Raw genomic sequence first — 23,207 nt, forward strand, 5'->3', positions numbered from 1 at the left:
GGCTATGCGCTCGGCCCCATGGCCACAGCCCCCGGGCGGGCCCGCATCCGCTCCTCGCGCGCCGCCTGCTCAGGGTGCCGCGCGCGCCAGTACGGATTGTCGTGCGGCAGCGCACTTCCCACCCGCCCGTACATGCCGAACCACATCAGCATCACGCCGACGACGAAGCTGAACAGCACGTTCTGGATCCGGAAGGCCAGGAAGTTCAGGCCGGTGTCCAACAGCGCGAGATTGACGAACCCGCTCGCGATGAACAGCAGGCCCAGCGCGATGTTGAGCGTCGACGCGAAGCTGCCCCCGATCACCATCCCGACGAACAAAAGCACCCCGATGCAGATCGACAGCACGCTCAGCGCGCCGTTGGTGTTCAGGGCGAGCACCGTGTCCCCGCCGGTGTCGAAGAAACCGATCCGGTCGATGATCCCCAGGATCCCGAAGACGACCAGCAGCAGCCCGGTCAGTCCGGCGCCGACCCGGTAGACCTGGCTGAGCTTGTGATCGGTGGGCAGGTGCTCGTCGAGCTCCGCGTTCACCGGCCGCAGGAGGCGCCGCAGCATCCCTTCGGAAGCTGGCGGCTCATGCGACGGATAGGGCTCGTGGGCCACGTACGGCGCGTAGTGCTCGTGGGCCTCGTGGCACCCGTAGAGGGCGTGGGACGCGTACGTCTCGGGCTCCCGCCGCGCGGGGGGCGCCTCGGGGGCGCGGCCCGTGCGAGGGCCGTGGGAAGTGTGGGCAGCCATGCCGCCGCCTCCTCAGCTCCGGTGACCGGAATTTCCCGTTCCTGGAACCTCCAGCATCCGCCGATGCCCACGTGCCGACAACCCAGGCCCCGTCGGGGCGATGCCTGCGGCCCTGCGACCGGGGCCCTGTCGGGGGATGGCTGCCACCCGGCGACCCGGGGCCGCGTCGAGGGATGCCTGCCGTACGGCGCCCCGGCAGCGCGGTGGCCGCACCCGGCGCCGCGGTGGCCTCACCCGGCCCCGCGGTGCCCCCGCATGTCGTTGACGACCCGGGCCACCGCGGCCCGTACGCCCTCCGTCTCCTGGAGGAAGTGCCAGTAGTCCGGATGCCGCCCCTCCAGCCCGGCCAGCGCCCGCTCCAGCCGCGCCACCGACTCGTCCAGCGGCCCGGCGTGCCGCGGATCGGGCACGCTGCGCCCCTCCATCGCCAGGCGCTGCGCGTCCCGGATCGCGAACCGGGTCCGCTGGACCTCGGCCTCCGGATCCTTGGCCACGGCCTCCAGGCGCGTCAGCCGGTCCTGAGCCGCGGACACGGCCTCGTCCACCGTGTCGAACAGCTCGCGGACGGTCGAGATCAACGCGGTGGCGTCCTCCCACCGCTGCTCCTGCCGCGCCTTCGCGGCCTCGCCCAGCCGCTCCTCCGCCTGCTGTACGGAGGCCAGCGCCTGCTCCGGCACGTGCTGCAGGTCCTGCCAGCAGTCGGCACTGAAACGGCGCCTCAGCTCGCTGAGGACCGGATCCACCCGGTCCGCCCGATTGCGCAGCGCCTGCGCCCGGGTCCGCAGGCTCACGAGCCGCCGGTCGATCTCCGCGGCCCGCTCCGGCAGTCGCGCCGCCTCCGCCCGCACCGCCTCCGCGTCCCGCAGGATCCGGTCGGCGCGCTGCACGGTGGCGGGCACGCCGTGCTGCGCGGCGCCCTGATTGAGCATGGTCAGCTCCGGGCCGAGCGCCGCGAGCCGCGCGGCCAGCTGATCGGCGCGCAGACCGGAGGCCCGTACGGCGTCCAGCGCGTTGGCCGCGGCGAGCAGCGCGGCCTTGGCTCGCTCCCGCGCCGGCGCGACCCGGGCCAGCTGCGTCTCGGCGTTGTCCAGCAGCGGCCGCAGCCCCTGGTCGAACCGCTCCAGTTCGCCCTTGACCCGCACCAGCTCGTCCCGGGCCCGCTCCAGCTCCCGCTTGGCCCGCGCGGCCACCGCGCCGTCCAGGTCGTCCCGGTCGAGGTCGTGCGCGTCGACGGCCTCGATGTAGACCTGGCTGACCTCGTCGATCCGCCGCCCCAGCTCCGCGAACCCCTCGACGGCCCGCCGCCCGGCCGGAGAACCGTCCACCGCGGTGATCGTCTCTATCGAGATCCGCAGATCCCGCTGCGCGGTGTCGAGCTCGTAGAACGCCGCGGCGGCCGCGTCCTTGGCGGCCTGCGCCTCCGCCCGCCGGCTCTCGTCCCGCCCACCGAACCACCGCCGGGGTGCCGTCGTCACAGTCGCTTCTCCCGTACCCCGTCCGCAATGCCCCTGCCCCGGTCCATTCTCCCTCACGGGAACGGGTTTGCGTGGGGGGTACGCCCTCCATGTACGCTGTCCACTCATCCAAGGGTGCGTAGCTCAGGGGTAGAGCGCTGCTCTTACAAAGCAGATGTCGGCGGTTCGAAACCGTCCGCGCCCACCAGCGGGAAGCCCCCGGCCGGTCACGGTCGGGGGCTTTCGCGTGCCCGGTGCGTGCCCGGGTGCGGGGCGGGGGTGGATGCGGGTCGAGTGCCGTGCCGCACCGGGGCGTTGGCGTCGGGGCGATTCCTTGTGGGGGCGGGGCGTGGGATCGTCGGGGGATGGCGGGGAGCTTCGAGTGGGTTGCGGCCGGGGTGGGCGTCGCGGTGGCCGGCGGTGGGGTGCTGCTGTCGGTGCGCGACGCGGCGCGGTTCGACCGTAAGCGGGACGAGGAGCGGGAGCGGCTGCTCGCGCAGGTCGGCCCGGGAGGCGGTGAGGGGCGCGGGCCGGTGGCGCCGGGGGAGGGTGAGGAGTCCGCGGACGCCGACGAGGAGGCCAAGTACGTCGATGTCGGGGCGAGACGGCCGCCGCGGGCCGTGGTGGCGCGGCTCGGGGACCGGCGCGATGACTTCACTCCGCTGCTCGTCGAGTACTACGCCTACGGGCTCACCCAGGCGCGCAGCAGCTTCGCCACCAGCCAGCGGTTCTCCGCGTTCGGGGCGACCATCCTGCTGCTGGGGGTGGGGCTCGCGGTGTGGAAGGCCGAGAGCACGGGGGACCTGTACCTCGGGATCGTGACCAGTTCCGTCGGAGTGGTGGTCACGCTGATCGGGCAGCTCTTCCACCGGCGGGCCGACCTCGCGCTGCGGCACATGTCCGAGCAGACCGCCTCGCTCCGGGACGACCGGCGGGCCGCCGAGACCACGCAGCAGGCCATCGGGCTGCTGGCGCAGGTGGCGGATCCGGAGCTCCGGGCGCGGCTGCAAGCCGGTTTGATCATGAAATTGTCCGGTGCCGAGCTTCCGCCCCCGCGCGGGTAGCGAAGGAGGATAGTAGAGGTATGTGCCGGAGCATCAAGACGTTGCGACCGCCCGCCATCCCCGAGAAGGCGACCGAGGAGGAGATCCGGGCCGCCGCGCTGCAGTACGTGCGCAAGGTGTCCGGGTTCCGGGCGCCCGCCGCGCACAACCGTGAGGTCTTCGACGCGGCCGTGGCCGCCATCGCCGAGGCGACCGGGGTGCTGCTCGACGGGGTCCACGTACGGGGACAGCCGCAGGAGGCGTCTGCCGGCGCCGCCGCTCCGGTCACGTCCTGACGGGCACCGCGTTCTCCTCCAGCGGGACCACCGCCGCCGGGCAGGCCGTGTGCAGCAGCACCGCGTTGGTGACCGAACCCAGGTGCGGTGAGAGCGGGCGCTTGCGGTGGCGGCCGATGACGATCAGGTCGGCCGCCCGGGAGGCCGCGACCAGATGACCCGCGGCGTCGCCCGGCGCCGCGACCACCTCCACCTCCACATCGGGGAACCGCTCCCGGTGCGGGCGCAGGTGAGCCTCGGCCCGGGCGGTGGCCGCGCGCCCGGCGGTCGTCTCGTCATGCGCGGCCACCGGGAGGGTGCCCGCGGGGGTGAACACCGGTCCCGGCCACGCGTACGCCGTCACCACCCGGAGGCGGGCCCCGCGCCGGGACGCCTCGCGGAAGGCGAAGTGGCTGGTGCTGTCGTCGGGGGCGCAGCCGTTCAGTCCGATGACGACCTGCCCGTACGGATCGCGCAACGGAGGTGCGGCGCGCGGCACCACCACGACCGGGCAGGCGGCGCGGCTCGCGCACGCCAGACCGTTCGAGCCGAGCAGCAGACTGGCGAAACCGCCGCGCCCGCGCGAACCCAGCACCATCATCCGGGCGTCCCCGCCGAGCTCCGGCAGCACGTTGTCGGGGGTGCCGGGGTGGGACGCGTACTCGATCGCCGGCAGTCCGGTACGGCCCGCCAGCGCGGCGCGGACCCGGATCAGCACCGGGTCGTCGTCCTGGCCCGGCTCCTCGAAGGCGCTCGACATGACCGAGCCGATCGAGGACGCGTAGAGGCGGGCGTGCACGATCCGCAGGGGCGCCCCGGCCATGAGGGCCTGTGAAACGGCCCATTCCAGCGCCCGGTTGCCGTTCTCCGAACCGTCTACGGCGGCGATCACTGGGCGCTGGTCCATGGCGGGCTCCTTGCTGAAGTGCGTGGCCTCAGCCTTGCGGAGGGTGCGGTGCGGCGGGAGGGGGAAAGGTCCCGGGGTGACGGGACCATTGGCCAACCCCGTCGGACGGGGGACTCCCCGGGTCAGGTGCCTGCTTCGGCGCGGCGCCGCAGCATCCACACCCCCGCGCCCAGCGCGCTCGCCACCAGGGCGCCGCCGACCGCGATCTGGCCGGGGCTCATCGCACCGACGCTGCCGCCCATGCCGCCGCGCGCACCGCCCGCGATGACGGTGAGCGGGACGGTGACGCGGGTGCCGCCCGCGCCCCCGCACTCGAAGGTGACCGGGTGGGAGCCGACGGCCGCCGTACGCGATACGTCGGCACTGCCGAAGAGGTTGCTGGCCTCCAGATTGCCCGGGGTGAGACGGACTTCCCCGAAGGCCCGGGACGAGGCGCGGCCGGTCTTGGTGCCGCATCCGCTGATGTTGAGGGCGATCCGCTGGCCGGGCGCGGCGGAGGTGGGGGAGACGGTGGCGGAGGGGCCGGCGTACGCGAGGGTGGGCGTGACGGCGAGCAGGGCGAGCGCGCAGACGGCGGTGGCGGCAGCGGCGGCGGTGGCGGAGACGGCGGCGGTGGCGGCGACGGTCGGCAGACGGCGGTGCGTGGCGGGCATGGACGGGACTCCTCGGCTCCGGGAACGGCGCAGCCGGTCGCGCACCGTGCTCTGGACGCTAGGAGCCGGGCCCCGGGGCGGCGATCGGGGCCGGGTGAACGGGTGAGGCCGCTGGCCCGCCCGGGGGGCCCGGAGCGGAGCAGCGGCGTGTCGCGTTTACGCCCCGGTGGCGCGGCGCGATGCGACGCGGCGCGCCGCGAGAAGCGCGCGGTGCGGGGACGCGCGTGCGGGGGCGCACGGCGTGGGGACGCGCGGCGTGGAGGCCGCGGCGTGGTAGGTGTGCGGGGTGGGGCGCGGCCCTCGGCTCAGGAGGCCGGGACCGGAACCGGGACCGGGCGGCGCACCATGTACGCCGCCAGGCCGCCCGCGCCGAAGAGGGCGATCACCGATACCGCCGTGCCGAGCCAGGTCGCGCCGAGCCACTGGGTGCCGTAGTAGCCGAGCGACACGCTGTAGCCCGCCCAGGCCATGCCGGCCAGCAGGGACCACGGCAGGAACTCGCGCACCTCGCGGTGGCGCTTGCCCGCGCCCAGCGAGACCACCGAGCGGCCGGCCGGAGCGAAGCGGGCGATCACCACGAGGGCGCCGCCGCCGCGGGCCAGCGCCACACCCAGCCGCTCCTGGGCGCGGCTGAGCCGGCGCGAGCGGCCGATGGCCCGGTCGAGCCAGTCCCCGCCGCGGCGGCCCGCCCGGTACGCGGCCAGGTCGCCCAGCACCGAAGCGCTGGTAGCTACGGCGAGCAGTGGCAGGATGTCGGGCACCTGTCCCGGCACCGCGACGGGCGTCCCGCCTCCGGTGGCCGCCGCGGCGGCCGCGGCGATCACCAGGACACCGCTCGGCAGTACGGGCAGGAAGACGTCGAGGAGCACGGAAAGTGCCACCACGGCGTAGATCCACGGGCTCGTGGTCAGCGACCCCACAGTCTCAAACAAAACGGACTCCCCAGTCCAAGTGACGTGCTTCAGCGTTTGAAGCGCCGCGACGTCGCGGGGGAGCGGCAGGGGCGGCTGACAGCCATACAGCGTACGCCGCACACAGACACCCTGCGTCCCCGGGGCACCTCCTGTGTCACGTTCACTGTCACACCCGCGCGCACACCCCCTCGCGCACCCCATGCCACATGGCCTGTCGGATTCGTGTCAGGGCTCTCGCGTGAGGCCCGCCACACGGCTGCCCTGCCGCGCGCTCAGTCCCCGGTCAGCTCGCGGTCCAGCACGGTCACCAGCCGCGCCTCGCCCCGCCGCAGGCGCCGCTTGTGCGCCTGGTCCAGCCGCAGCCGCGCCGTACGCCCCACCAGGGCCAGGGTCATCAGCTGATTGCCGAACCAGGGCCCGCCCGTACGCCGCCAGCTCAGCGGCGGCCGGCCCGTACGCCCGTGCCGGGACAGCCCGCGCCCCAGCCACCGCCCGGCGCGCGACCAGCCGAGCCGGAAGCCCAGCTTCACCGCGGTGTGGATCGAGTTGTGCACCGGGGAGCAGGTCAGCTGGAAGACCCGGGCCGTGCTGGGTATTCGGGGCTCGGCCACATACGCGTGATGAACGTCTCCCGACAGCACGCAGACCGTCGCCGGAGCCCGCGGGCCCGTCCCCACCTGCTCGATCAGGTCACTCAGAGCCTCGAAGGAGGCCGGGAAGGCCGCCCAGTGCTCCAGATCACTGCGCCGTCGCAGGTCTTCCGCGATCCGCGCCCAGCGCGGCCCCCGCTCGCCGCGGCACAGCGCCGCGTTCCACACCTCGGCGTCATGGATCAGCGGCGGCATCAGCCAGGGCAGCGAGGAGCCGATCAGCAGGTGGTCGTAGCTCCCGTGCCCCTCCATGGCGTTGTCCCGGACCCACTGGTGCTCCGCCGGATCGAGCATCGCCCGCCCGTCCTCCGCCAGCACCCGCGCGGCCCGCGTGTCCACCATCAGCAGCCGGGTCCGGCCGAAGTCCCGGCGGTAGCTCCAGCGGACGCCGGCCGGGTCGGTATCGGCCGCGGACGCGAAGGCGCGCAGGGCCTCCGTCCCGTCCGGGGTCTCGCGGACCGCCGCGTAGAGCGGGTCGGCGTCGAGCTCGGCGGGGGAGAGATTCCCCAGGTGCTGGTGGACCCAGTACGACATGAGCGCGCTGAGGATCCGCTCCCGCCACCACGGGGCGGCCCGCATCTCCGCCAGCCAGGCGGCGCTGGTGTTCCAGTCGTCACACACGTCGTGGTCGTCGAATATCTGCAGGCTGGGCACGGTCGAGAGCAGCCAGCGGATCTCCGGGTCCAGCCAGGATTCGTAGTAGAGCCGGGTGTACTCCTCGTAGTCCGCGACCTGCGCTCCGGGAGCCTCGCGCAGGTCCCGGCGGGCCGCGAGCCACCGTCTGGTCTGCTGGGACAGCTGGTCGGCGTAGACCTGGTCGCCCAGCAGGAGCAGTACATCGGGCCGCTCCGCGCCGGGATCGGCGGCGAGCCGGGCGGCGAGGGTGTCGAGGGCGTCCGCGCCGTGCGGACCGCGGCGGCCGGCGGGCGGGGCGGCCTGGCGGCAGGACCCGAAGGTGACCCGCAGCCCCGGGCCCGCACCCGGGCGCCCGCGGCCCGGCGCCGCCGGGGTGCTGATGGTGCTCGCGGGGAAGCCGCTGTCGGGCAGCGGCCACACCAGGACCCCGTCGAGCAGCACCTCGTACGCCGTGGTGGCGCCCGGGGTCAGGCCGGTCACCGGCACCAGCGCGTAGTGATGACCGGCTATCTGGAACGTGCGCGCGCTACCGCTCGCGCCGTCGGCGCAGCGCACCTCGGCCGTGGACGGGCGGTCGGACTCGACCCATATCGTCGCCGAGGTGCCCGTGTCCCAGTCGACGTACCGCAGCAGTGGTCCCAGCCGCAATCCGGTCATGCAACTCCCCCTCCTCCATGTCCCCTTGCATCAAGGTACGACGTGGCGGAGGGGGAGCGGTTCCCCCTGGCGGGGGAGATCGAATCCCCTGACGGGGGAGAGTGCGGGGGGCGCCGAGGGGAGGTCAGCAGCCGTTGAGGACGTTCGTCAGGGCGGTCTTCTCGGCGGAGTCGATGCTCAGGTCCCAGTACTGCTTCACGTTCACCCACATGCGGACGTACGTACAGCGGTAGTCGGTCCGCGACGGCAGCCAGGCGGCCGGGTCCTTGTCGCCCTTGGCCTGGTTGACGTTGTCGGTCACGGCTATCAGCTGGGGGCGGGTCAGATCGTTGGCGAACTGCTGCCGCTTGGCGGTGGTCCAGGAACTGGCCCCCGAGCGCCAGGCCTCGGCGAGCGGGACCATGTGGTCGATGTCCAGGTCCGAGGCGGCGGTCCAGGTGGCGCCGTCGTACTCGGAGTACCAACTTCCGCTGACGGCGGCGCAGGAGGAGTCCTGGACCACGTTCACGCCGTCGCGCTTGAGGACGACCTCGCGGGTGTTGCAGGCGCCGGACTGGGTGATCCAGTGGGGGAAGAGGGCGCGGCTGTAACCGCTGGAGGAACCTTCCGCCTTGGGGGTCACCGTGGCCAGGTACGCGCGGGCCGCGGCGGCGCTGATGGGTGCGGGCGGGGCGGCCTGGGCGGCCGGGGCGTTCACGAGGGTGGCGATGGACGCGAGGGCGGCGAGCGTCGCGGCTGAGGCGAGCATGCCAACGTGACGCGCGTAGACGGCGGGCATGAAGAGCTCCCTTGAGGTGGGGGGCGTGGCCGTACGGCCCCGGCGGGGCCCGGCCATGGTCGCGGCGCCGGGTTTCGCGGGGATGGGCGCCAGGTGACAGCCTGGCGACATGAGCACGTCACATCAAGGTGTGCAACTGTGGTGAATGAAGCGGAAGTTGTGATTCCGGGGGAGGAGTGGGGGTGGGAGTGGGGGTGAGGGCGGTGGTGGGGGTGGGGGTGGGGGTGGCTGAGGTTCGGGGTGCGGGTGCGGGTGCGGGGCGTGGGGTGCGGCGCGTGGGGTACCTCGGGTGGGGTGACCAGCGGTACGGCCTGTGGTGTGGCCTGTGGCGTGGAGGGGAGCGATCGGGACCAAGGGCCTATTTCGGGTGGGGCCGGGGGTCGCGTACGCTGGTCCGTGCAGAAGGGGAGTAGCTCTTCGCCGGACCGTCGACATACTGCTGGGTCACCCCAGCCGGCGCCCGGAGGCAGGCCGCGTCAGCGGTCGGCCAGCGAGACCTTCGGCCGCAGTGTCCTGTTTGCACACAGGGCGCCGCCGTGCCGAAGCGACCCCTGAAACATCCAGGTCTCTCGGTCCCGATGGCGTCCTGCCCGACCGATTGAGGTTTCACCCCGTGATCAGCTTCAGCATTCTGGCGATCGCATTCGGCGTCGTCTTCCTCGCCGAACTCCCCGACAAGACGGCCCTGGCCGGGCTGATGCTCGGTACGCGCTACCGCGCTTCCTACGTCTTCGTGGGCGTGGCCGCGGCCTTCGCGGTGCACGTGGCGTTGGCCATCGCCGCCGCCAGTGTCCTGACCCTGTTGCCGCACCGGCTCGTGCAGGCGGTCGTCGGCGTCTTGTTCCTCGCGGGCGCGGCGATGCTGCTCCTGAAGAAGAAGGAGGAGGACGAGGAGGTCAAGGAGCCCGCCGACCAGTCCTTCTGGAAGGTCTCGGGGGCGGGCTTCATGCTGATCCTCGTCGCCGAGTTCGGTGACCTGACGCAGATCATGACGGCCAACCTCGCGGCCCGGTACGACGACCCCCTTTCGGTCGGCATCGGTGCCGTGCTGGCGCTGTGGGCGGTCGCGGGGATCGGGATCGTGGGCGGGCGCACGCTGATGAAGTACATCCCGCTGCGGCTGATCACGAAGGTTGCGGCGTGCGTGATGGCCGCGCTGGCCGTGTTCTCGCTGTACGAGGCGATTGTGGGGTGAGGGGGGTGCCCGGGGCTGCCTGGTGGGGGTGGCTTGCCGCGGGGGCCGGTCCCGGCCCGGTCCTGGCCCGGTCCTGGCCCGGTCCTGGGTTCCGGGGGGTCGGGGCGGGTCCCGGGTCCCGGGCCCTGGGTTCCGGAGCCCGGGTTTGGGCGGGTCCCGGGCCTCGGGCGGGGTGCCGGTGCCGGCTGGCGGGGGTGGCCCTTGCCTCCGGCGGCGCCTCAAACGCCGGCGAGGCTGGATTTGGCTGGGCCTGAGCCTCTGCGTGGCGCGGGATTTGGCGGGGCCTGAGCGTCTGCGTGGCGTGGGATTTGGCGGGGCCTGAGCGTCTGCGTGGCGTGGGATTTGGCTGGGCCTGAGCGTCTGCGTGGCGTGGGATTTGGCTGGGCCTGAGCCTCTGCGTGGCGATGGATTTGGCGGGGCTTGGTTGTCGGCGCTGCGCTGGTTGTGGCGAGGCCTGAGGGTCGGCGTGGTCGGTGGAGGGGGGTGGGGGATGGAAGGGGCTGGACCTCAACCGCGGTTGACTTTTTAGGGTTCCGGTATCGAGCGATCTTGGAACGCGAACGGAGTCCCGTCATGGAGTACTCGCACGACGATGCCGAACTGATCCGGCAGCCCATCGGCTACTGGAGCTGGGCCGCCTACGACGCGGTCGTCAGCCGCACTCGGGGCGCGCTCGTGCAGATCGGGACCAGTCAGCCGCAGTGGTGGGTCCTGGCCCAGGTCGCCCGGGCCGGGGAGGTGAAGAGCCGCGCCGAGGTTATCGAGACCCTGCGGGGCTACCTCACCGTGGGCGCGGAGGCCGTGTCCGAGGAGATCGACACGACCATCGCCCTGGGGTGGATCACGCAGGACCCCGAGGGGTACCTGGGGCTGACGGCGGCGGGGCGGACGTTCTACGAGCGGGCCGCGGCCCTGCAGGACGACTTGTGGCGGGAGCGCCACGCGGGCATCTCGGACGAGGAGTACCGCACCACGCTGAAGGTGCTGCAGCGGTTCATCCACAACGTGGGCGGCCGGGCCTGGCACCAGTAATGAGGTGCCGAGCCGCCGGAGCTATGCGGCCGGGGTCGCCGTGATGTGGAAGGCGCCCTCGGGGGCCGGGGTGATGTGGATCCCGGTCAGGTCGTGGACGTGGGCCGTGGGGGAGTGGGACGCGGCGCGGGGGCCCACGCCGATGACGCGCATGCCTGCCGCGAGGCCCGCGGCGATGCCTGCCGCGGAGTCTTCGAAGACGACGCAGTCGGCCGGGTCCACGCCCAGTTCGGCGGCGCCCTTGAGGAAGCCCTCCGGGTCCGGCTTGCTGGCCGACACCGACTCGGCCGTCACGCGGATCCGCGGCATCGGGAGGCCCGCCGCGGTCATCCGGACCGTGGCCAGTGCCAGGTCCGCGGAGGTGACCAGGGCGTGCGGGAGGTCTTCGATGGCCGCCATGAACGCGGCCGCGCCGCCGACCGGGACCACGCCGTCGGTGTCGGCGGTTTCGCGGGCGAGCATCACGGCGTTCTCGGCGTGGTTGTCCGCCATCGGGCGCTCCGGGAGCAGGATCGCCATCGTGGCGTAGCCCTGGCGGCCGTGCACCACCTTGATGACCTCGTGCGGGTCCAGCCCGTGCGTCACAGCCCATTCGCGCCAGCAGCGCTCGACCACCGCGTCGGAGTTGACGATCGTGCCGTCCATGTCCAGGAGCAGCGCCTTGGCCGTGAGGACGACCGGGGCGGAGGGGGTGGGGGCGCCGGCGAGGGTGGTCGCGGCGGTGGTGGTGCTGGCCGGCATCAGGGGTCTCCAGACAGGGCGCGGCGGTGGGGGAAAACAAAACAAGTGGCTCCGCCTACCGGTCAGGGTATGCAGGCGGAGCCACTTTGTTTCGCCAGGATACAAAACATGCGGGCCATTGGGCCAGTCAAGTGACCAAGGTCTCCCGACAGGCCGTAACGGGCCACACCGCTCAGGATGGAGATGTCCTACCGGCCGGTCCCCGAGGAGAAGCCGATGGCCCAGGAAGTGACCACGTCGGCCGTGGACCCGGTCCCCGGCCCGGGCGCCGAACGCGCGTCCCGCGACGTACTCGTCTCCATCGGCGCGCTGCTGCTCGGCCTGCTGATCGCCTCGCTCGACCAGACCATCGTCTCCACCGCCCTGCCGACGATCGTCAGCGACCTCGGCGGCATGGAGCACCTGTCCTGGGTCGTCACCGCCTACATGCTCGCCTCCACCGCCGCGACACCCCTGTGGGGCAAGCTCGGCGACCAGTACGGGCGCAAGAAGCTCTTCCAGGCGGCCATCGTCCTGTTCCTGATCGGTTCCGCCCTCTGCGGTCTCGCCCAGAACATGCCGCAGCTCATCGGATTCCGGGCCCTGCAAGGCCTCGGCGGCGGCGGGCTGATGGTGCTGTCGATGGCGATCGTCGGCGACATCGTCCCGCCCCGGGAACGCGGCAAGTACCAGGGGCTCTTCGGGGCCGTCTTCGGCGCGACCAGCGTGCTCGGACCGCTGCTGGGCGGCCTGTTCGTGGACAACCTGTCCTGGCGGTGGGTCTTCTACATCAACCTCCCCATCGGCCTCGTCGCGCTCGCCGTGATCGCCGCGGTCCTGCACATCCCCAAGCGGTCCTCCCGGCACACGATCGACTACCTCGGCACCTTCCTCGTCGCCTCCGTCGCCACCTGCCTGGTGCTCGTCGCCTCGTTCGGCGGAACCTGGGGCTGGAGCTCGGCGCGGATCATCGGCCTCGCCCTGCTCGGGGTGCTGCTGCTCGTCGCGTTCCTGCTCGTCGAGCGCCGCGCCGCCGAACCCGTCCTGCCGCTCGGACTCTTCCGGATCCGGACCTTCACGCTCTGCTCGCTGATCAGCTTCATCGTCGGCTTCGCGATGTTCGGCGCGATGGTCTACCTGCCGACCTTCCTCCAGGTCGTCCAGGGCGTCTCGCCCACCATGTCCGGCGTCCACATGCTGCCGATGGTGCTCGGCCTGCTGCTCTCCTCCACCGCCTCGGGCCAGATCGTCAGCCGCACCGGGCGCTGGAAGGTCTTCCCCATCGTCGGCACCGCCATCACCGCCGTCGGGCTGCTGCTCCTGCACCAGCTGCACCGCACCAGCTCCACCTGGCAGATGAGCTGGTACTTCTTCGTCTTCGGCGTCGGCCTCGGCCTGGTCATGCAGGTACTGGTCCTGGCGGTGCAGAATTCGGTCAGCTACGCCAACCTCGGCGTCGCCACCTCCGGCGCGACCTTCTTCCGCTCCATCGGAGCCTCCTTCGGCGTCGCCGTCTTCGGCACGATCTTCACCAACCGGCTCGACGAGAAGCTCGTCTCCGCCCTCACCGGCGTCCAGCTGCCACCCGGCACGGCGGCCGCGCTCAAGGCCGACCCCCGCGCCATCGCCGCCCTGCCCGCGGCGCTGCGGCCGCGGGTCCTCGACGCCTACGCGACCTCCATCACGGACGTCTTCCTCTACGCCGTCCCCGTCGTCCTCCTGGCCTTCGTCGTCGCCTGGTTCCTGAAGGAGGACAAGCTGCGCGGCTCGGTGACCGCCCCCGACGTGACGGAAACCCTCGCCTCCAACCCCGTACAGCGCTCATCGCACGACGAGGTCGCCCGGGCGCTGTCGGTCCTCGGCACCAGGGAGGGCCGCCGGCACGTCTACGAGAACATCACCGTGAAGGCGGGCTTCGACCTGCTGCCGGCCGCCAGCTGGCTGCTGCTGCGGATGAGGAAGTACGGCTCGGTCGAGCCCGCCATGCTCGCGGAACGCACGAGCGTGCCCATCAAGGTGATCACCGACGCCGCCCGCCAGGTCGAAGAGCGCGGGCTCGCCGTCCGGAACGGGATCCCGCTGGTCCTGACCGAGCCGGGGCGCGCGGCGGCCGTGCGGCTGGCCGACGCGCGGCAGGAGTCGCTCGCCGAGCTGCTCGGCGACTGGTGGGGCCCCGACCGCCCCACCGACCTGATCAAGCTGGTCGCCGAGCTCAACGCCGAGCTGTGCGGTTCCGACGCGGAGGAGCCCTACGACGCCCTGCCGCGCCGCGACCACGACGCCCGCTGAGCCCCTGGCCCGCTGATCCCCCGCCCCCCGTCCCCCTCCCGCCCCGCCCCCGTCCCCCTGCCCTCCATCCCCTCGCCGTCAGGGGCGTTGTTTGCCGAACCAGTGCTGGGCGTACGGGCTGTCGTTGTACGCGGGGATCTCGTCGTAGCCGTGCTTCGCGTAGAGGGCGCGGGCCTCCACCAGGTCGGAGCGCGTGTCCAGGACGACCCGGCGGGTGCCCATCGCCCAGGCCAGGGCCTCCAGTGCCGCGAGCACGGCCGCGCCGCCGCCCGTGCCGCGGGTGCGCGGATCGACGTACACCCGGGTCAGCTCTGCGGTCTCCGGGTCCAGCAGCCGTATGCCACCGCACGCCAGCGGCTCGCCCCCCAGGCGGCCGACCAGGAACTCCCCCGTGGGCAGGACGAGGTCGTCGTCCGGGAAGTCCACGATCAGCGCCTCGTCTATCTCGGCCTCCGTCATCGTGCGGTGGTAGTACCGCCCGGCGAGTTCCGCGTAGTACGCGCGGCGCAGGACGACCGAGTCGGGGGCCGAGTACGGCTCCGGAACGACCGACCACCCCGCGATGCCGCCGCCACCACTGCCGCCGACACCGACACCGACACCGACACCGACACCGACACCGACCCCGCCACTGACACCGCTCTTCGTGCTCTCCATTGCGCCATTCTGGAGGGTGGGGCGGCTGCTCCGCGTGGAATATCCACAGTGCCGGGCTGATGATAGGAAAAAGGGCAAACCACCCCGTCCCCCCACCACCAAAGGGTGTGAACGCCATGTCGGAGCACCCCGACTGCGCCCTGATCCGCCGCGGCTACGAGGCCTTCGGCGCGGGCGACATGGAGACCATGGCCACTCTCATGACGGCCGACGTCATCCACCACGTCCCCGGCAGCAGCCCGCTGTCCGGGCACCACAAGGGCCGGGAAGCCGTCCTCGACTACTACCGGCGCCTCGGCACCGAGACGAAGGGCACCATGCGGGTGGACCTGGAGACGGTGCTCGCCGATGGCCGGGGGCACGTCATCTCCGTCCACCACTCACGCGCCGACCGCGGCGACCGCGGGATCGAGATGCGCGGAGGGCTCTTCTTCACCCTCGTCGGCAACAAGATCACCGACATTGACGAGTGCGTGGCGGACATCGACGAATCCGACGCCTTCTGGAGCTGAGCCGAGCTGAGCCGAGCTGAGTCGCACTGAGCCGAGCTGAGTCGCACTGAGCTGAGCCGAGTAGAGCCGGGTAGCGGCGGCCTCGGCATACTTCGGCTTGCCGACCCGACCCGGCCCGGCCCGACCGGCCCAGCCCAGCCCAGCCCCCCAGCGTCAGCCCTGCTTCGGTGCCGTCTGCTGCACGACCTCGAACGACCACACCTGCGACGCCGTCGCCGCCGGCTTCGGCCGCTCCCCGCCGGCCGGCCCGCCACCCTGGCCGCCCCCCTGGTGCGCCGCCTTCATGGGCCCCTCCATCCACGCCTGGAAGTCCGCCTCCGAACGCCACCTGGTGTACACGAGGTACTGATCCGTGCCCTCGACGGGACGCAGCAGCTCGAACCACTCGAACCCGTCCGAACCCTCCACGGCACCCGCCCGCGAGGCGAACCGCCGCTCCAGTACTTCCCGCTGCTCCGCGGGCACGGACAGTGCGTTGATCTTCACGATGCTCATGCTCGCCATCCTAGGTATCGCATGCGGGATATCGTCGTCCCGGGTAATTCATCGCGGCAGCCAGGCGAAGTCACGGTTGCAGTCAACAAGGGCGGGAGGCCGGCGGGGCGTGGCCAACGCGGCGGAGCACAGCGGTGTCAACGGACATGCCGGAGTCATAGGCGGTGGTGGGAGCGGCGGCAGACTGGGCGCCGCACGCCTCGTGCTGTGGGCACTGGCGGGTCTCCTGGCCCTCAGACAGGCGTCCGCCGTGCTGCGCGTGCCGCCCGGCGAGTGGCTCACGGGCCTCTACCTGCCCGGACTGCCGGGCTCGCTCTACGACGCCGGCCAGTTCACCGGCACCCCCTTCGCGGGCCTCGTCCTCAAGCCATTGGTCGGGCTCGCCGACCAGTCGCTCGAGGTCGCCTGGACCTGCGTGACCCTGCTGTTCGTCGCCGCCATCGGGCTGGTGGCGGCGCGGGGCCTGCCGGATCCGGTGCCCCGGCGCACCGCGCTGCTGGCCGCGCCCGTGCTGGTCGCCCTGATGATGGTCTCGCTGCCCGTCCGCGAGGCCGCCTCGCCGGGTCAGACCGCCGTGCTGCCGGTGCTGCTGGTGCTGCTCGCCTTCTTCCGGGTGCCCGGTGAGCGCCCGGCGGGCTTCCTGATGGGCCTCGCCGCCGCGCTCCAGCCCGCGCTGCTGCTCTTCGCGCCGCTGCTGTGGCTCACGGGCCGCCGCCCCACCGCGCGCACCGCCGGGACCACCTTCGCCGCGTGCACCCTGCTGTCCTGGGCCGCGCTGCCGCACGACTCCTGGACGTACTGGATCCACCACCTGGCCGGCACCGGCCTCGGCGGCAGCCCCAGCGGCCTCGCCAACCAGTCCGTGCACGGCGCGCTGCTGCGGCTCGGTCTGTCGGGCCCCGCCGAGGTCCTGCTGTACGTCGCCCTCGCGGCCGGTATCGCCTGGCTCGGCCTGCGCCGCGCGGCCCGCTACGCCCGCGACGGGCAGCTGCTCCTCGCCGTCGCGATCACCGGCTGCGTGGCCGTCGCCGTGTCGCCGACCGGCTGGCGGTACCAGCTGCTGTGGGTGCTGCTCGCGGTGGCGGGCAAGGTCGGCAAGCGGGCCGCGGACCGGCCGGTGTGGCCGGTCGCCGTGATCCTCGCCATGACCCTGCCGAGCGACATGCTGCTGCCGAACATGGCCGTACTGGCGCCCGTACGGGACAACGTGCTGCTGCTGGCGGCCCTCGCCGCCGCCTGCGCGGTGCCGTTCCTGCCCCGCAGCTCGCCGTACTGGCGCGAGCCCGTCGCGACCGCCTACGCGCGCCCCGCGGCCGCCCGTTGGTCGCGGATCCCGCTGCTGCCGTTCTGGCGGCGCGTACTGGCGCGCCCCAACCTGCTGCTGGAACTCCTGCTGATACGGGTCGGCTACTCGCTGTACTCCTACATCCGCGCCGCCGCGCCCACCAGCCGCTCGCTCGCCGAGGGCAACGGAGCCCAGATCCTCTCCGCCGAGCGGGCCCTGGGCATCGACATCGAGCACACCGTGAACCACGCCGTGGTGAGCGTCCGCTGGCTGGAGGCGTTCTTCAACTTCTACTACACCTCCTTCCACTTCGTGGTCCCGCTGACCATCCTGGCCGTCCTGTACTGGCGCCGCCCCGCCGACTACCGCTGGGCCCGCGCCTCGCTGGGGCTGGCGACCGTCCTCGCGCTCTTCGGGTTCTGGCTGTACCCGCTGGCTCCGCCGCGGCTCATGCCCGACCTCGGGTTCATCGACACCGTGCACGGCGTACAGGACCTGGCGAACCCGCAGTACGGCGCGATGACCGCGATCTCCAACCAGTACGCGGCGATGCCCTCGCTGCACTTCGGCTGGTCGCTGTGGTGCGGGATCGTGATCGTCGTCCTGGCGCCCAAGGGGTGGCAGAAGCTGCTCGGGGTCCTGCATCCCGTGATCACGGTGTGCGCGATCATCGCGACCGCCAACCACTGGGTGCTCGACGCGGTGGGCGGCGCGACCGTCGTCACCGCCGGTTTCGGGCTCGTGTACGTCCTCTCCGGGCCCCGCGGCGCCGCCCTGGCGGCCGGAGCGGCCGGACCGGCCGTCCCCGGGCCCCGGATACCGGCGCGGCTCGCCCGGACGGGCGGCGGCGGGAGCGGCGACGGCGACAGCGGCGACGGCAGTGGCAGCGGCGGCGGCAGCCGCACGGCGGGGGCGCGCAGCCGGGCGTGACGCGGCGAAGGGGCGCCGGAGCGGTGGGTCCACACCCGCTCCGGCGCCCCTTCGGTGGATCGTCGCGTCCTGTCAGGATCCGCCCGGCGGCCCCACCGCGCCAGTCGGCGGCCGCGGACCCGGACGTGCAATCGGACCCCGACTCGGACCCCGACTCCGACTCCGGCTCCGACCCAGACTCCGACCCGGGAGACCGTGCGACGGCAGGGGCCTGGGCGTGGGAGGTGGGGCCCCTGCCGCCCCGCCGGATCAGCCGTGGCTCACCCGGAGTTCCTTGATCCCGTTGAGCCAGGCGGCGCGCAGCCGCCGCGGCTGCGGTCCCGTCAGGCGCAGGTCCGGCAGGGCGTCGGCCAGCGCGTTGAAGATCAGGTCGATCTCCATGATGGCCAGGGACTTGCCGAGGCAGAAGTGCGGCCCGCCGCCGCCGAAGCCCAGGTGCGGGTTCGGGTCGCGCGTGATGTCGAAGACGTCCGGGTTCTCGAAGACCTCCGGGTCGTGGTTGGCGGAGGAGTAGAACATCCCCACCCGGTCGCCCGCCTTGATCTTCTGGCCGCCCAGCTCGGTGTCCTGGGTGGCGGTGCGCTGGAAGGACACCACGGGCGTGGCCCAGCGCACGATCTCCTCGGCAGCGGTCGAGGGCCGGGTCGCCTTGTACAGCTCCCACTGCTCGGGGTGGCTGAGGAAGGCGTGCATGCCGTGGCTGATCGCGTTGCGCGTGGTCTCGTTGCCCGCGACCGCCAGGAGCAGGACGAAGAAGCCGAATTCGTCCGAGCCCAGGTTGCCCTGGCCCTCGGCGGCGACGAGCTGGGTGACGATGTCCTTGGCCGGGCACTCCTTGCGCTCGGCGGACAGGTTCATGGCGTAACCGATGAGTTCCATCGCCGCCGTGGAGCCGACCTCCTCGGTGATCGCGTACTCCGGGTCGTCGTACGCGATCATCTTGTTCGACCAGTCGAAGATCCGAGCGCGGTCCTCCTGCGGTACGCCGATCAGCTCGGCGATGGCCTGGAGCGGGAGTTCGCAGGCGACCTGGGTGACGAAGTCGAAGCTCCCGTCGGCCGAGGCGCCGGCCGCCGCGGCCGCCTCCTCGGCGATCTTCGAGGCCCGGGCGCGCAGGGCCTTCTCCAGGCCGCGGATCGCCCGCGGGGTGAAGCCGCGCTGCACGATCTGGCGGACGCGGGTGTGTTCCGGCGGATCCATGTTCAGCATGATCAGGCGCTGGGCATCGATCTGTTCGCGCTGGATGTGCTCGTTGAAGCGGATGATCGCGGTGTTGGTGGTGGAGGAGAACAGCTCCGGGTGCGTGGACACGTACTTGACGTCCGCGTGCCGGGTGACGACCCAGTAGCCCTCGTCGTCGAAGCCGGTGATGCCCCGGGTCTGCGGGCACCACCACACCGGTGCGGTCTGCCGAAGCTGCGCGAACTCCGGGAAGGGGACGCGGACTTGGAGCAGATCGGGGTCGGTGGCGTCGAAGCCGTCGGGCAGCGCGGGGCAGGACATTCGGCAACTCCAAGGTCTGACGGCCCATCAGAAGTTGGCTTGAAGGTAGTAACGAGTTCTAGAAGTGACAAGGGTAGGCGCGGCAACTGTTGCGTGTGGAATCCGTGCAAGCCGTGTGCAAGACCCTTGCGTGCAGGGCCCGCAGGTCATAAAACTGCCAGAGAACTAGAACGCGTACTAGTTCAGGCGCGCCGCCGGGACGGCCCGCCGCTGTGAAGGAGAGGACGAGCTCATGGCCGCGGAACCCGTCATCGTCGAAGCCGTACGCACGCCCATCGGCAAGCGGGGTGGCGCGCTCGCCAACCTCCACCCCGCCTACCTGCTCGGTGAGACCTACCGCGAGCTGCTCGCCCGTACGGGAATCCAGCCCGACTGCGTCGAACAGATCGTCGGCGGCACCGTCACCCACGCCGGCGAACAGTCGATGAACCCGGCCCGCAACGCCTGGCTCGCGATGGGCCTGCCGTACGAGACCGCCGCGACCACCGTGGACTGCCAGTGCGGCAGCTCGCAGCAGGCCAACCACATGGTCGCCAACATGATCTCCGGCGGTGTCATGGACATCGGCATCGCCTGCGGCGTCGAGGCCATGAGCCGGGTGCCGCTCGGCTCCGGCTCCAAGCACGGGCCGGGCAAGCCCTTCCCGGACGAGTGGAACGTCGACCTCCCCAACCAGTTCGAGGCCGCCGAGCGGATCGCCCGCCACCGCGGCCTGACCCGCGAGGACGTCGACCGCCTCGGCGTCCTCTCCCAGCAGCGGGCCGCCACCGCCTGGGCCGAGGAGCGCTTCAAGCGGGAGACCTTCGCCGTCCAGGTGCCGACCACCGAGGCCGAGCAGGCCGCCGGACAGGGCATGTGGCGCCTGGTCGACCGCGACGAGGGGCTGCGCGACACCAGCATGGAGGCGCTGGCCCGGCTCAAGCCCGTCATGCCGACCGCCGTGCACACCGCCGGGAACTCCTCACAGATATCCGACGGCGCCTGCGCCGTGATGTGGGCCTCGCGCAAGATGGCCCGCGCGCTCAAGCTCAAGCCGCGCGCCCGGATCGTCGCGCAGACCCTGGTCGGCGCCGACCCGCACTACCACCTGGACGGACCGATCGACGCGACCCGCGCGGTCCTCGGCAAGGCCGGGATGTCCCTCAAGGACATCGACCTCGTCGAGATCAACGAGGCCTTCGCCTCCGTCGTCCTCAGCTGGGGGCGGGTCTTCGAACAGGACATGGAGAAGGTCAACGTCAACGGCGGGGCGATCGCGCTCGGCCACCCGGTCGGGGCCACCGGCGCCCGCCTGATCACCACCGCGCTGCACGAGCTGGAGCGCCGCGACAAGGAATTCGCGCTGATCACGATGTGTGCGGGCGGCGCGCTCGCCACCGGCACGATCATCCAGCGCCTCTGAGCCCCGTGGGCCCTCGCGCCCCCGTGGGATGGGAAACAGAAGGCCCCGGCGGCCGGACCTGGGGAGGTCGGCCGTCGGGGCCTTCGCGCGCGGGTCGCCCGGCGCGGGGTCGTTCGTCTGCTGCCTGGGCCGGCTTAGTACCAGTGGTGGCTGGACCAGAAGTTCCACGCGCCGACGGGGCTGCCGTAGCGGGAGTTCATGTAGTCCAGGCCCCACTTGATCTGGGTGGCCGGGTTGGTCTTCCAGTCCGAGCCCGCCGAGGCCATCTTCGAGGCCGGCAGGGCCTGGACCAGGCCGTACGCACCGGAAGAGGCGTTCGTGGCCGTGTGGTCCCAGCCGCTCTCACGGGAGACGATCTTGGCGAACGCCGCGAACTGGGCCGGGTCCTTGATCATCTGCTGCGCGATGGACTTCGCGTCCATCGGGGCCGCCTGAGCGGGAACCGTGGTGAGCATGGAACCGGCCACGCCCAGAGCGAGCACGGTACCGGCGAAGGTCTTCTTGGAGGCGGCGATGCGGCGGATGACGGCGTTGGACACGGAAAGCCTTCCGTAGGGAACAGGGACGGTCGCTCGCATGCCGAAGACATGCGTGAGCCACTCACGCAAAGGAGAGGGGTTCGTCGGGCGGGGGGTGAAGCACCCCTGCCGCCGTGGCGACAACACCAGTTAGCCAGGCCGGAGAGGGGCCTGGCAACGCCCCCTCTTACTAGTGGAGGTAGCGGCCGGGGCTGAACGGCCCCCGCCGGGGGGTTCGGGAACGGCGCAGGTGGGAGCCTGTACGAAGGGGTGGATATGGAACGATTAAGGACTACTATCCCGGGCCGTATGTGACCTAGGTCCTGTGGGGCGGGTCACCGCTCAGCGGCCCGGATCTCACCCTCCGTGTCCGCGCGTACCTCATTTGGTGTGTGTCCCGGGCCACTTCCAGCCCCAGAATCGAAGGCGACAGGCGCTTCGAAGGCAGCTTTCCTCGTCGCCCGGCGCAGCGCCTTCAGCAGGGTGGCGCCCAGCGTCAGGGTCAGTACGACGGTCAGCGCGGCCCGGCCCAGGTCCCAGCCCAGCGAGGTGGCCAGGCAGTACGCCAGGAACCGCGCGAGGTTCGCGCCCACCGGATCGCCGGGGTGGAAGGAGACCCCCTGGCCCATGCCCTGCAGGATCACCCAGCCCTGGAGGTTCATGACCGTGCCGTAGGCGAAGGACCCGAGGAACCCGTACGCCGCCAGCATCACCAGCTCCGCCCGCCCCCGGATCCGGTCCGGGCCCGGCAGCAGCCCGGCGCCCAGCGCGAACCAGCCCAGCGCCAGCATCTGGAACGGCATCCACGGCCCCACACCGCCCGTGAGCAGCGCCGACGCGAACATCGTCACGGACCCCAGGACGAAACCGAAGCCGGGCCCGAGCACCCGGCCGCTCAGCACCATCAGGAAGAACATGGGCTCCAGGCCGGCCGTCCCCGCGCCCAGGGGTCTGAGCGCGGCCCCCACGGCCGCCAGGACGCCGAGCATGGCCACGGCCTTCGCGTCCATGCCGTTGTCGGCGATCGTCGCGACCACGACGGCGACCAGGAGCGGCAGCAGGGCCGCGAACAGCCAGGGGGCGTCCTGAGAGTGCGCGAGCCCGGACCGGCCGTCCGCGAGCAGGGGCCAGCCGAAGGCGGCGATGCCGACGAGGGTGACGAGGACCAGGGCGGCGGCGCCGCGGGGGCCGATGCGGACGGGGCGGGTCGCGGGGCGGGTCACGGGGCCGGTCGCGGAGCGGGTCACGGCGCACCGTCCCGGGCCAGGGCTTCGGCGACCTGGGAGACGGTGAGCCAGGGGGCCGGGGCCAGGATCTTCGCGACCTGCGGGGCGAAGGCGGGGGAGGAGACGACCACCTCGGCCGTCGGGCCGTCCGCGACGATCTCGCCCCCGGCCAGGATCACGACCCGGTGGGCCAGCTCGGCGGCCAGCTCCACGTCATGGGTGGCCAGGACGATCGCGTGGCCGCGGGCGGCGAGGTCCCGCAGGATCTCGATCAGGCGGGCCTTGGCGGCGTAGTCCAGACCCCGGGTCGGCTCGTCCAGGAGCAGCAGGGCGGGCCTGCCCGTGAGGACGAGCGCCAGGGCGAGGGCGAGGCGCTGGCCCTCGGAGAGGTCGCGGGGGTGCGTGTCGTCGGGGACGTCCGGGAGCAGGGCCGAGACCAGGGCGCGGCAGGTGCCGGGGGCGGCCCCCGCGTCCGCGTCGGCCGCCGTGCACTCGGCGCCGACCGTGTCGGCGTACAGCAGGTCGCGGGGTTCCTGCGGTACGAGGCCCACGCGGCGGACCATCTCGGCGGGCGGGGTGCGGTGCGGGAGCCTGCCGCCGACGCGGAGGTGGCCGGAGGCGGGCTCGACCGTGCCGACCAGCCGACCAAGTCCTCCAACGCCTCATCCGTACGCCCCGCATTCGGCGAACCGATCGGGATATCCGTACCCGCACCAAGCCGCGACAACAGCACCGC

The 23,207-nt window shown here is 72.4% G+C and carries 21 protein-coding genes, 1 tRNA gene and 1 pseudogene; 9 read left to right on the plus strand and 14 right to left on the minus strand.

Annotation, left to right across the window (positions count from 1 at the left end; all coding sequences use genetic code 11):
* Positions 1–2 precede the first annotated feature (2 nt).
* Entirely contained in the window at positions 3–557 is a 555-nt protein-coding gene (locus tag ABT084_RS17445; RefSeq protein WP_351044244.1) for a DUF4383 domain-containing protein, read from the minus strand.
* A 413-nt stretch (positions 558–970) separates the two neighbouring features.
* Complete coding sequence (locus tag ABT084_RS17450; RefSeq protein WP_351044171.1) at positions 971–2,215, minus strand: coiled-coil domain-containing protein; 1,245 nt, start codon at positions 2,213–2,215, stop codon at positions 971–973.
* 112 nt (positions 2,216–2,327) lie between these two features.
* Here ABT084_RS17450 and ABT084_RS17455 point away from each other — a divergent pair.
* From ABT084_RS17455 to ABT084_RS17465, 3 genes are all read left to right on the plus strand, one after another.
* Positions 2,328–2,402, plus strand: a tRNA-Val gene (locus tag ABT084_RS17455).
* Between the two features lie 157 nt (positions 2,403–2,559).
* Positions 2,560–3,258 carry a TRADD-N-associated membrane domain-containing protein gene (locus ABT084_RS17460; RefSeq protein ID WP_351044174.1) on the plus strand — a complete coding sequence of 233 codons (699 nt, stop codon included), beginning with the start codon at positions 2,560–2,562 and terminating at the stop codon, positions 3,256–3,258.
* A 20-nt stretch (positions 3,259–3,278) separates the two neighbouring features.
* Positions 3,279–3,533, plus strand: coding sequence for a DUF2277 domain-containing protein (locus ABT084_RS17465; RefSeq protein WP_351044176.1), 255 nt, complete (start codon positions 3,279–3,281; stop codon positions 3,531–3,533).
* Here ABT084_RS17465 and ABT084_RS17470 read toward each other — a convergent pair.
* The 5 genes from ABT084_RS17470 to ABT084_RS17490 form a co-directional block, all read right to left on the minus strand.
* A complete protein-coding gene (locus ABT084_RS17470; RefSeq protein ID WP_351044179.1) occupies positions 3,523–4,419 on the minus strand; it encodes a universal stress protein in 897 nt (298 codons plus the stop codon). The genes ABT084_RS17465 and ABT084_RS17470 overlap by 11 nt on opposite strands.
* Before the next feature lie 122 nt (positions 4,420–4,541).
* The gene (locus ABT084_RS17475) at positions 4,542–5,072 is read right to left on the minus strand and encodes a hypothetical protein (protein ID WP_351044182.1); all 531 of its coding nucleotides are present in this window, start codon (positions 5,070–5,072) and stop codon (positions 4,542–4,544) included.
* A 305-nt stretch (positions 5,073–5,377) separates the two neighbouring features.
* Positions 5,378–6,004, minus strand: coding sequence for a DedA family protein (locus ABT084_RS17480; protein WP_351044185.1), 627 nt, complete (start codon positions 6,002–6,004; stop codon positions 5,378–5,380).
* A 254-nt stretch (positions 6,005–6,258) separates the two neighbouring features.
* The gene (locus ABT084_RS17485; RefSeq protein ID WP_351044188.1) at positions 6,259–7,929 is read right to left on the minus strand and encodes an alkaline phosphatase D family protein; all 1,671 of its coding nucleotides are present in this window, start codon (positions 7,927–7,929) and stop codon (positions 6,259–6,261) included.
* Positions 7,930–8,053: 124 nt separating this feature from the next.
* Entirely contained in the window at positions 8,054–8,707 is a 654-nt protein-coding gene (locus tag ABT084_RS17490) for an HNH endonuclease family protein (RefSeq protein ID WP_351044191.1), read from the minus strand.
* Positions 8,708–9,320: 613 nt separating this feature from the next.
* Here ABT084_RS17490 and ABT084_RS17495 point away from each other — a divergent pair.
* Positions 9,321–9,902 carry a TMEM165/GDT1 family protein gene (locus ABT084_RS17495; protein WP_351044194.1) on the plus strand — a complete coding sequence of 194 codons (582 nt, stop codon included), beginning with the start codon at positions 9,321–9,323 and terminating at the stop codon, positions 9,900–9,902.
* Positions 9,903–10,475: 573 nt separating this feature from the next.
* Positions 10,476–10,934 (plus strand): MarR family winged helix-turn-helix transcriptional regulator, encoded by a 459-nt coding sequence (locus ABT084_RS17500; RefSeq protein WP_351044196.1) that lies wholly within the window; start codon positions 10,476–10,478, stop codon positions 10,932–10,934.
* Between the two features lie 21 nt (positions 10,935–10,955).
* On the opposite strand, the gene ABT084_RS17505 is transcribed toward ABT084_RS17500, so the two are convergent.
* The gene (locus ABT084_RS17505; protein ID WP_351044199.1) at positions 10,956–11,675 is read right to left on the minus strand and encodes an HAD-IA family hydrolase; all 720 of its coding nucleotides are present in this window, start codon (positions 11,673–11,675) and stop codon (positions 10,956–10,958) included.
* 216 nt (positions 11,676–11,891) lie between these two features.
* Between ABT084_RS17505 and ABT084_RS17510 the strand changes: the two genes are divergently transcribed.
* The gene (locus ABT084_RS17510; protein WP_502968962.1) at positions 11,892–13,943 is read left to right on the plus strand and encodes an MDR family MFS transporter; all 2,052 of its coding nucleotides are present in this window, start codon (positions 11,892–11,894) and stop codon (positions 13,941–13,943) included.
* Positions 13,944–14,021: 78 nt separating this feature from the next.
* Here the strand turns inward: ABT084_RS17510 and ABT084_RS17515 are convergent, their stop codons facing one another.
* Positions 14,022–14,600, minus strand: a complete 579-nt coding sequence (locus ABT084_RS17515) for a GNAT family N-acetyltransferase (protein ID WP_351044205.1) — start codon at positions 14,598–14,600, stop codon at positions 14,022–14,024.
* Between the two features lie 116 nt (positions 14,601–14,716).
* Between ABT084_RS17515 and ABT084_RS17520 the strand changes: the two genes are divergently transcribed.
* The gene (locus ABT084_RS17520) at positions 14,717–15,112 is read left to right on the plus strand and encodes a nuclear transport factor 2 family protein (protein ID WP_351044208.1); all 396 of its coding nucleotides are present in this window, start codon (positions 14,717–14,719) and stop codon (positions 15,110–15,112) included.
* Between the two features lie 153 nt (positions 15,113–15,265).
* On the opposite strand, the gene ABT084_RS17525 is transcribed toward ABT084_RS17520, so the two are convergent.
* A complete protein-coding gene (locus ABT084_RS17525) occupies positions 15,266–15,607 on the minus strand; it encodes an antibiotic biosynthesis monooxygenase family protein (RefSeq protein WP_351044211.1) in 342 nt (113 codons plus the stop codon).
* A gap of 109 nt (positions 15,608–15,716) precedes the next feature.
* Here ABT084_RS17525 and ABT084_RS17530 point away from each other — a divergent pair, with 109 nt between their 5' ends.
* On the plus strand, positions 15,717–17,822 hold the full coding sequence (locus ABT084_RS17530) for a bifunctional glycosyltransferase 87/phosphatase PAP2 family protein (protein ID WP_502968957.1): 2,106 nt from the start codon (positions 15,717–15,719) through the stop codon (positions 17,820–17,822).
* A 249-nt stretch (positions 17,823–18,071) separates the two neighbouring features.
* Here the strand turns inward: ABT084_RS17530 and ABT084_RS17535 are convergent, their stop codons facing one another.
* On the minus strand, positions 18,072–19,325 hold the full coding sequence (locus tag ABT084_RS17535) for a cytochrome P450 (protein WP_351044214.1): 1,254 nt from the start codon (positions 19,323–19,325) through the stop codon (positions 18,072–18,074).
* A gap of 232 nt (positions 19,326–19,557) precedes the next feature.
* Between ABT084_RS17535 and ABT084_RS17540 the strand changes: the two genes are divergently transcribed.
* Positions 19,558–20,727: a steroid 3-ketoacyl-CoA thiolase gene (locus ABT084_RS17540; protein ID WP_351044217.1), complete on the plus strand. Its 1,170-nt coding sequence runs from the start codon at positions 19,558–19,560 to the stop codon at positions 20,725–20,727.
* A 134-nt stretch (positions 20,728–20,861) separates the two neighbouring features.
* Here ABT084_RS17540 and ABT084_RS17545 read toward each other — a convergent pair whose 3' ends face one another.
* The 3 genes and pseudogenes from ABT084_RS17545 to ABT084_RS17555 all read right to left on the minus strand — a co-directional run.
* Complete coding sequence (locus ABT084_RS17545) at positions 20,862–21,266, minus strand: aggregation-promoting factor C-terminal-like domain-containing protein (RefSeq protein WP_502968958.1); 405 nt, start codon at positions 21,264–21,266, stop codon at positions 20,862–20,864.
* Between the two features lie 314 nt (positions 21,267–21,580).
* On the minus strand, positions 21,581–22,492 hold the full coding sequence (locus tag ABT084_RS17550; RefSeq protein ID WP_351044223.1) for an ECF transporter S component: 912 nt from the start codon (positions 22,490–22,492) through the stop codon (positions 21,581–21,583).
* Positions 22,489–23,121 (minus strand): annotated as a pseudogene (locus ABT084_RS17555) (AAA family ATPase); the annotation flags it as partial. The pseudogene ABT084_RS17555 and the gene ABT084_RS17550, both read right to left, overlap by 4 nt.
* Positions 23,122–23,207 lie beyond the last annotated feature (86 nt).

It is taken from the genome of Streptomyces sp. NPDC002138, from assembly GCF_040296485.1.
Taxonomy (GTDB): Bacteria; Actinomycetota; Actinomycetes; order Streptomycetales; family Streptomycetaceae; genus Streptomyces.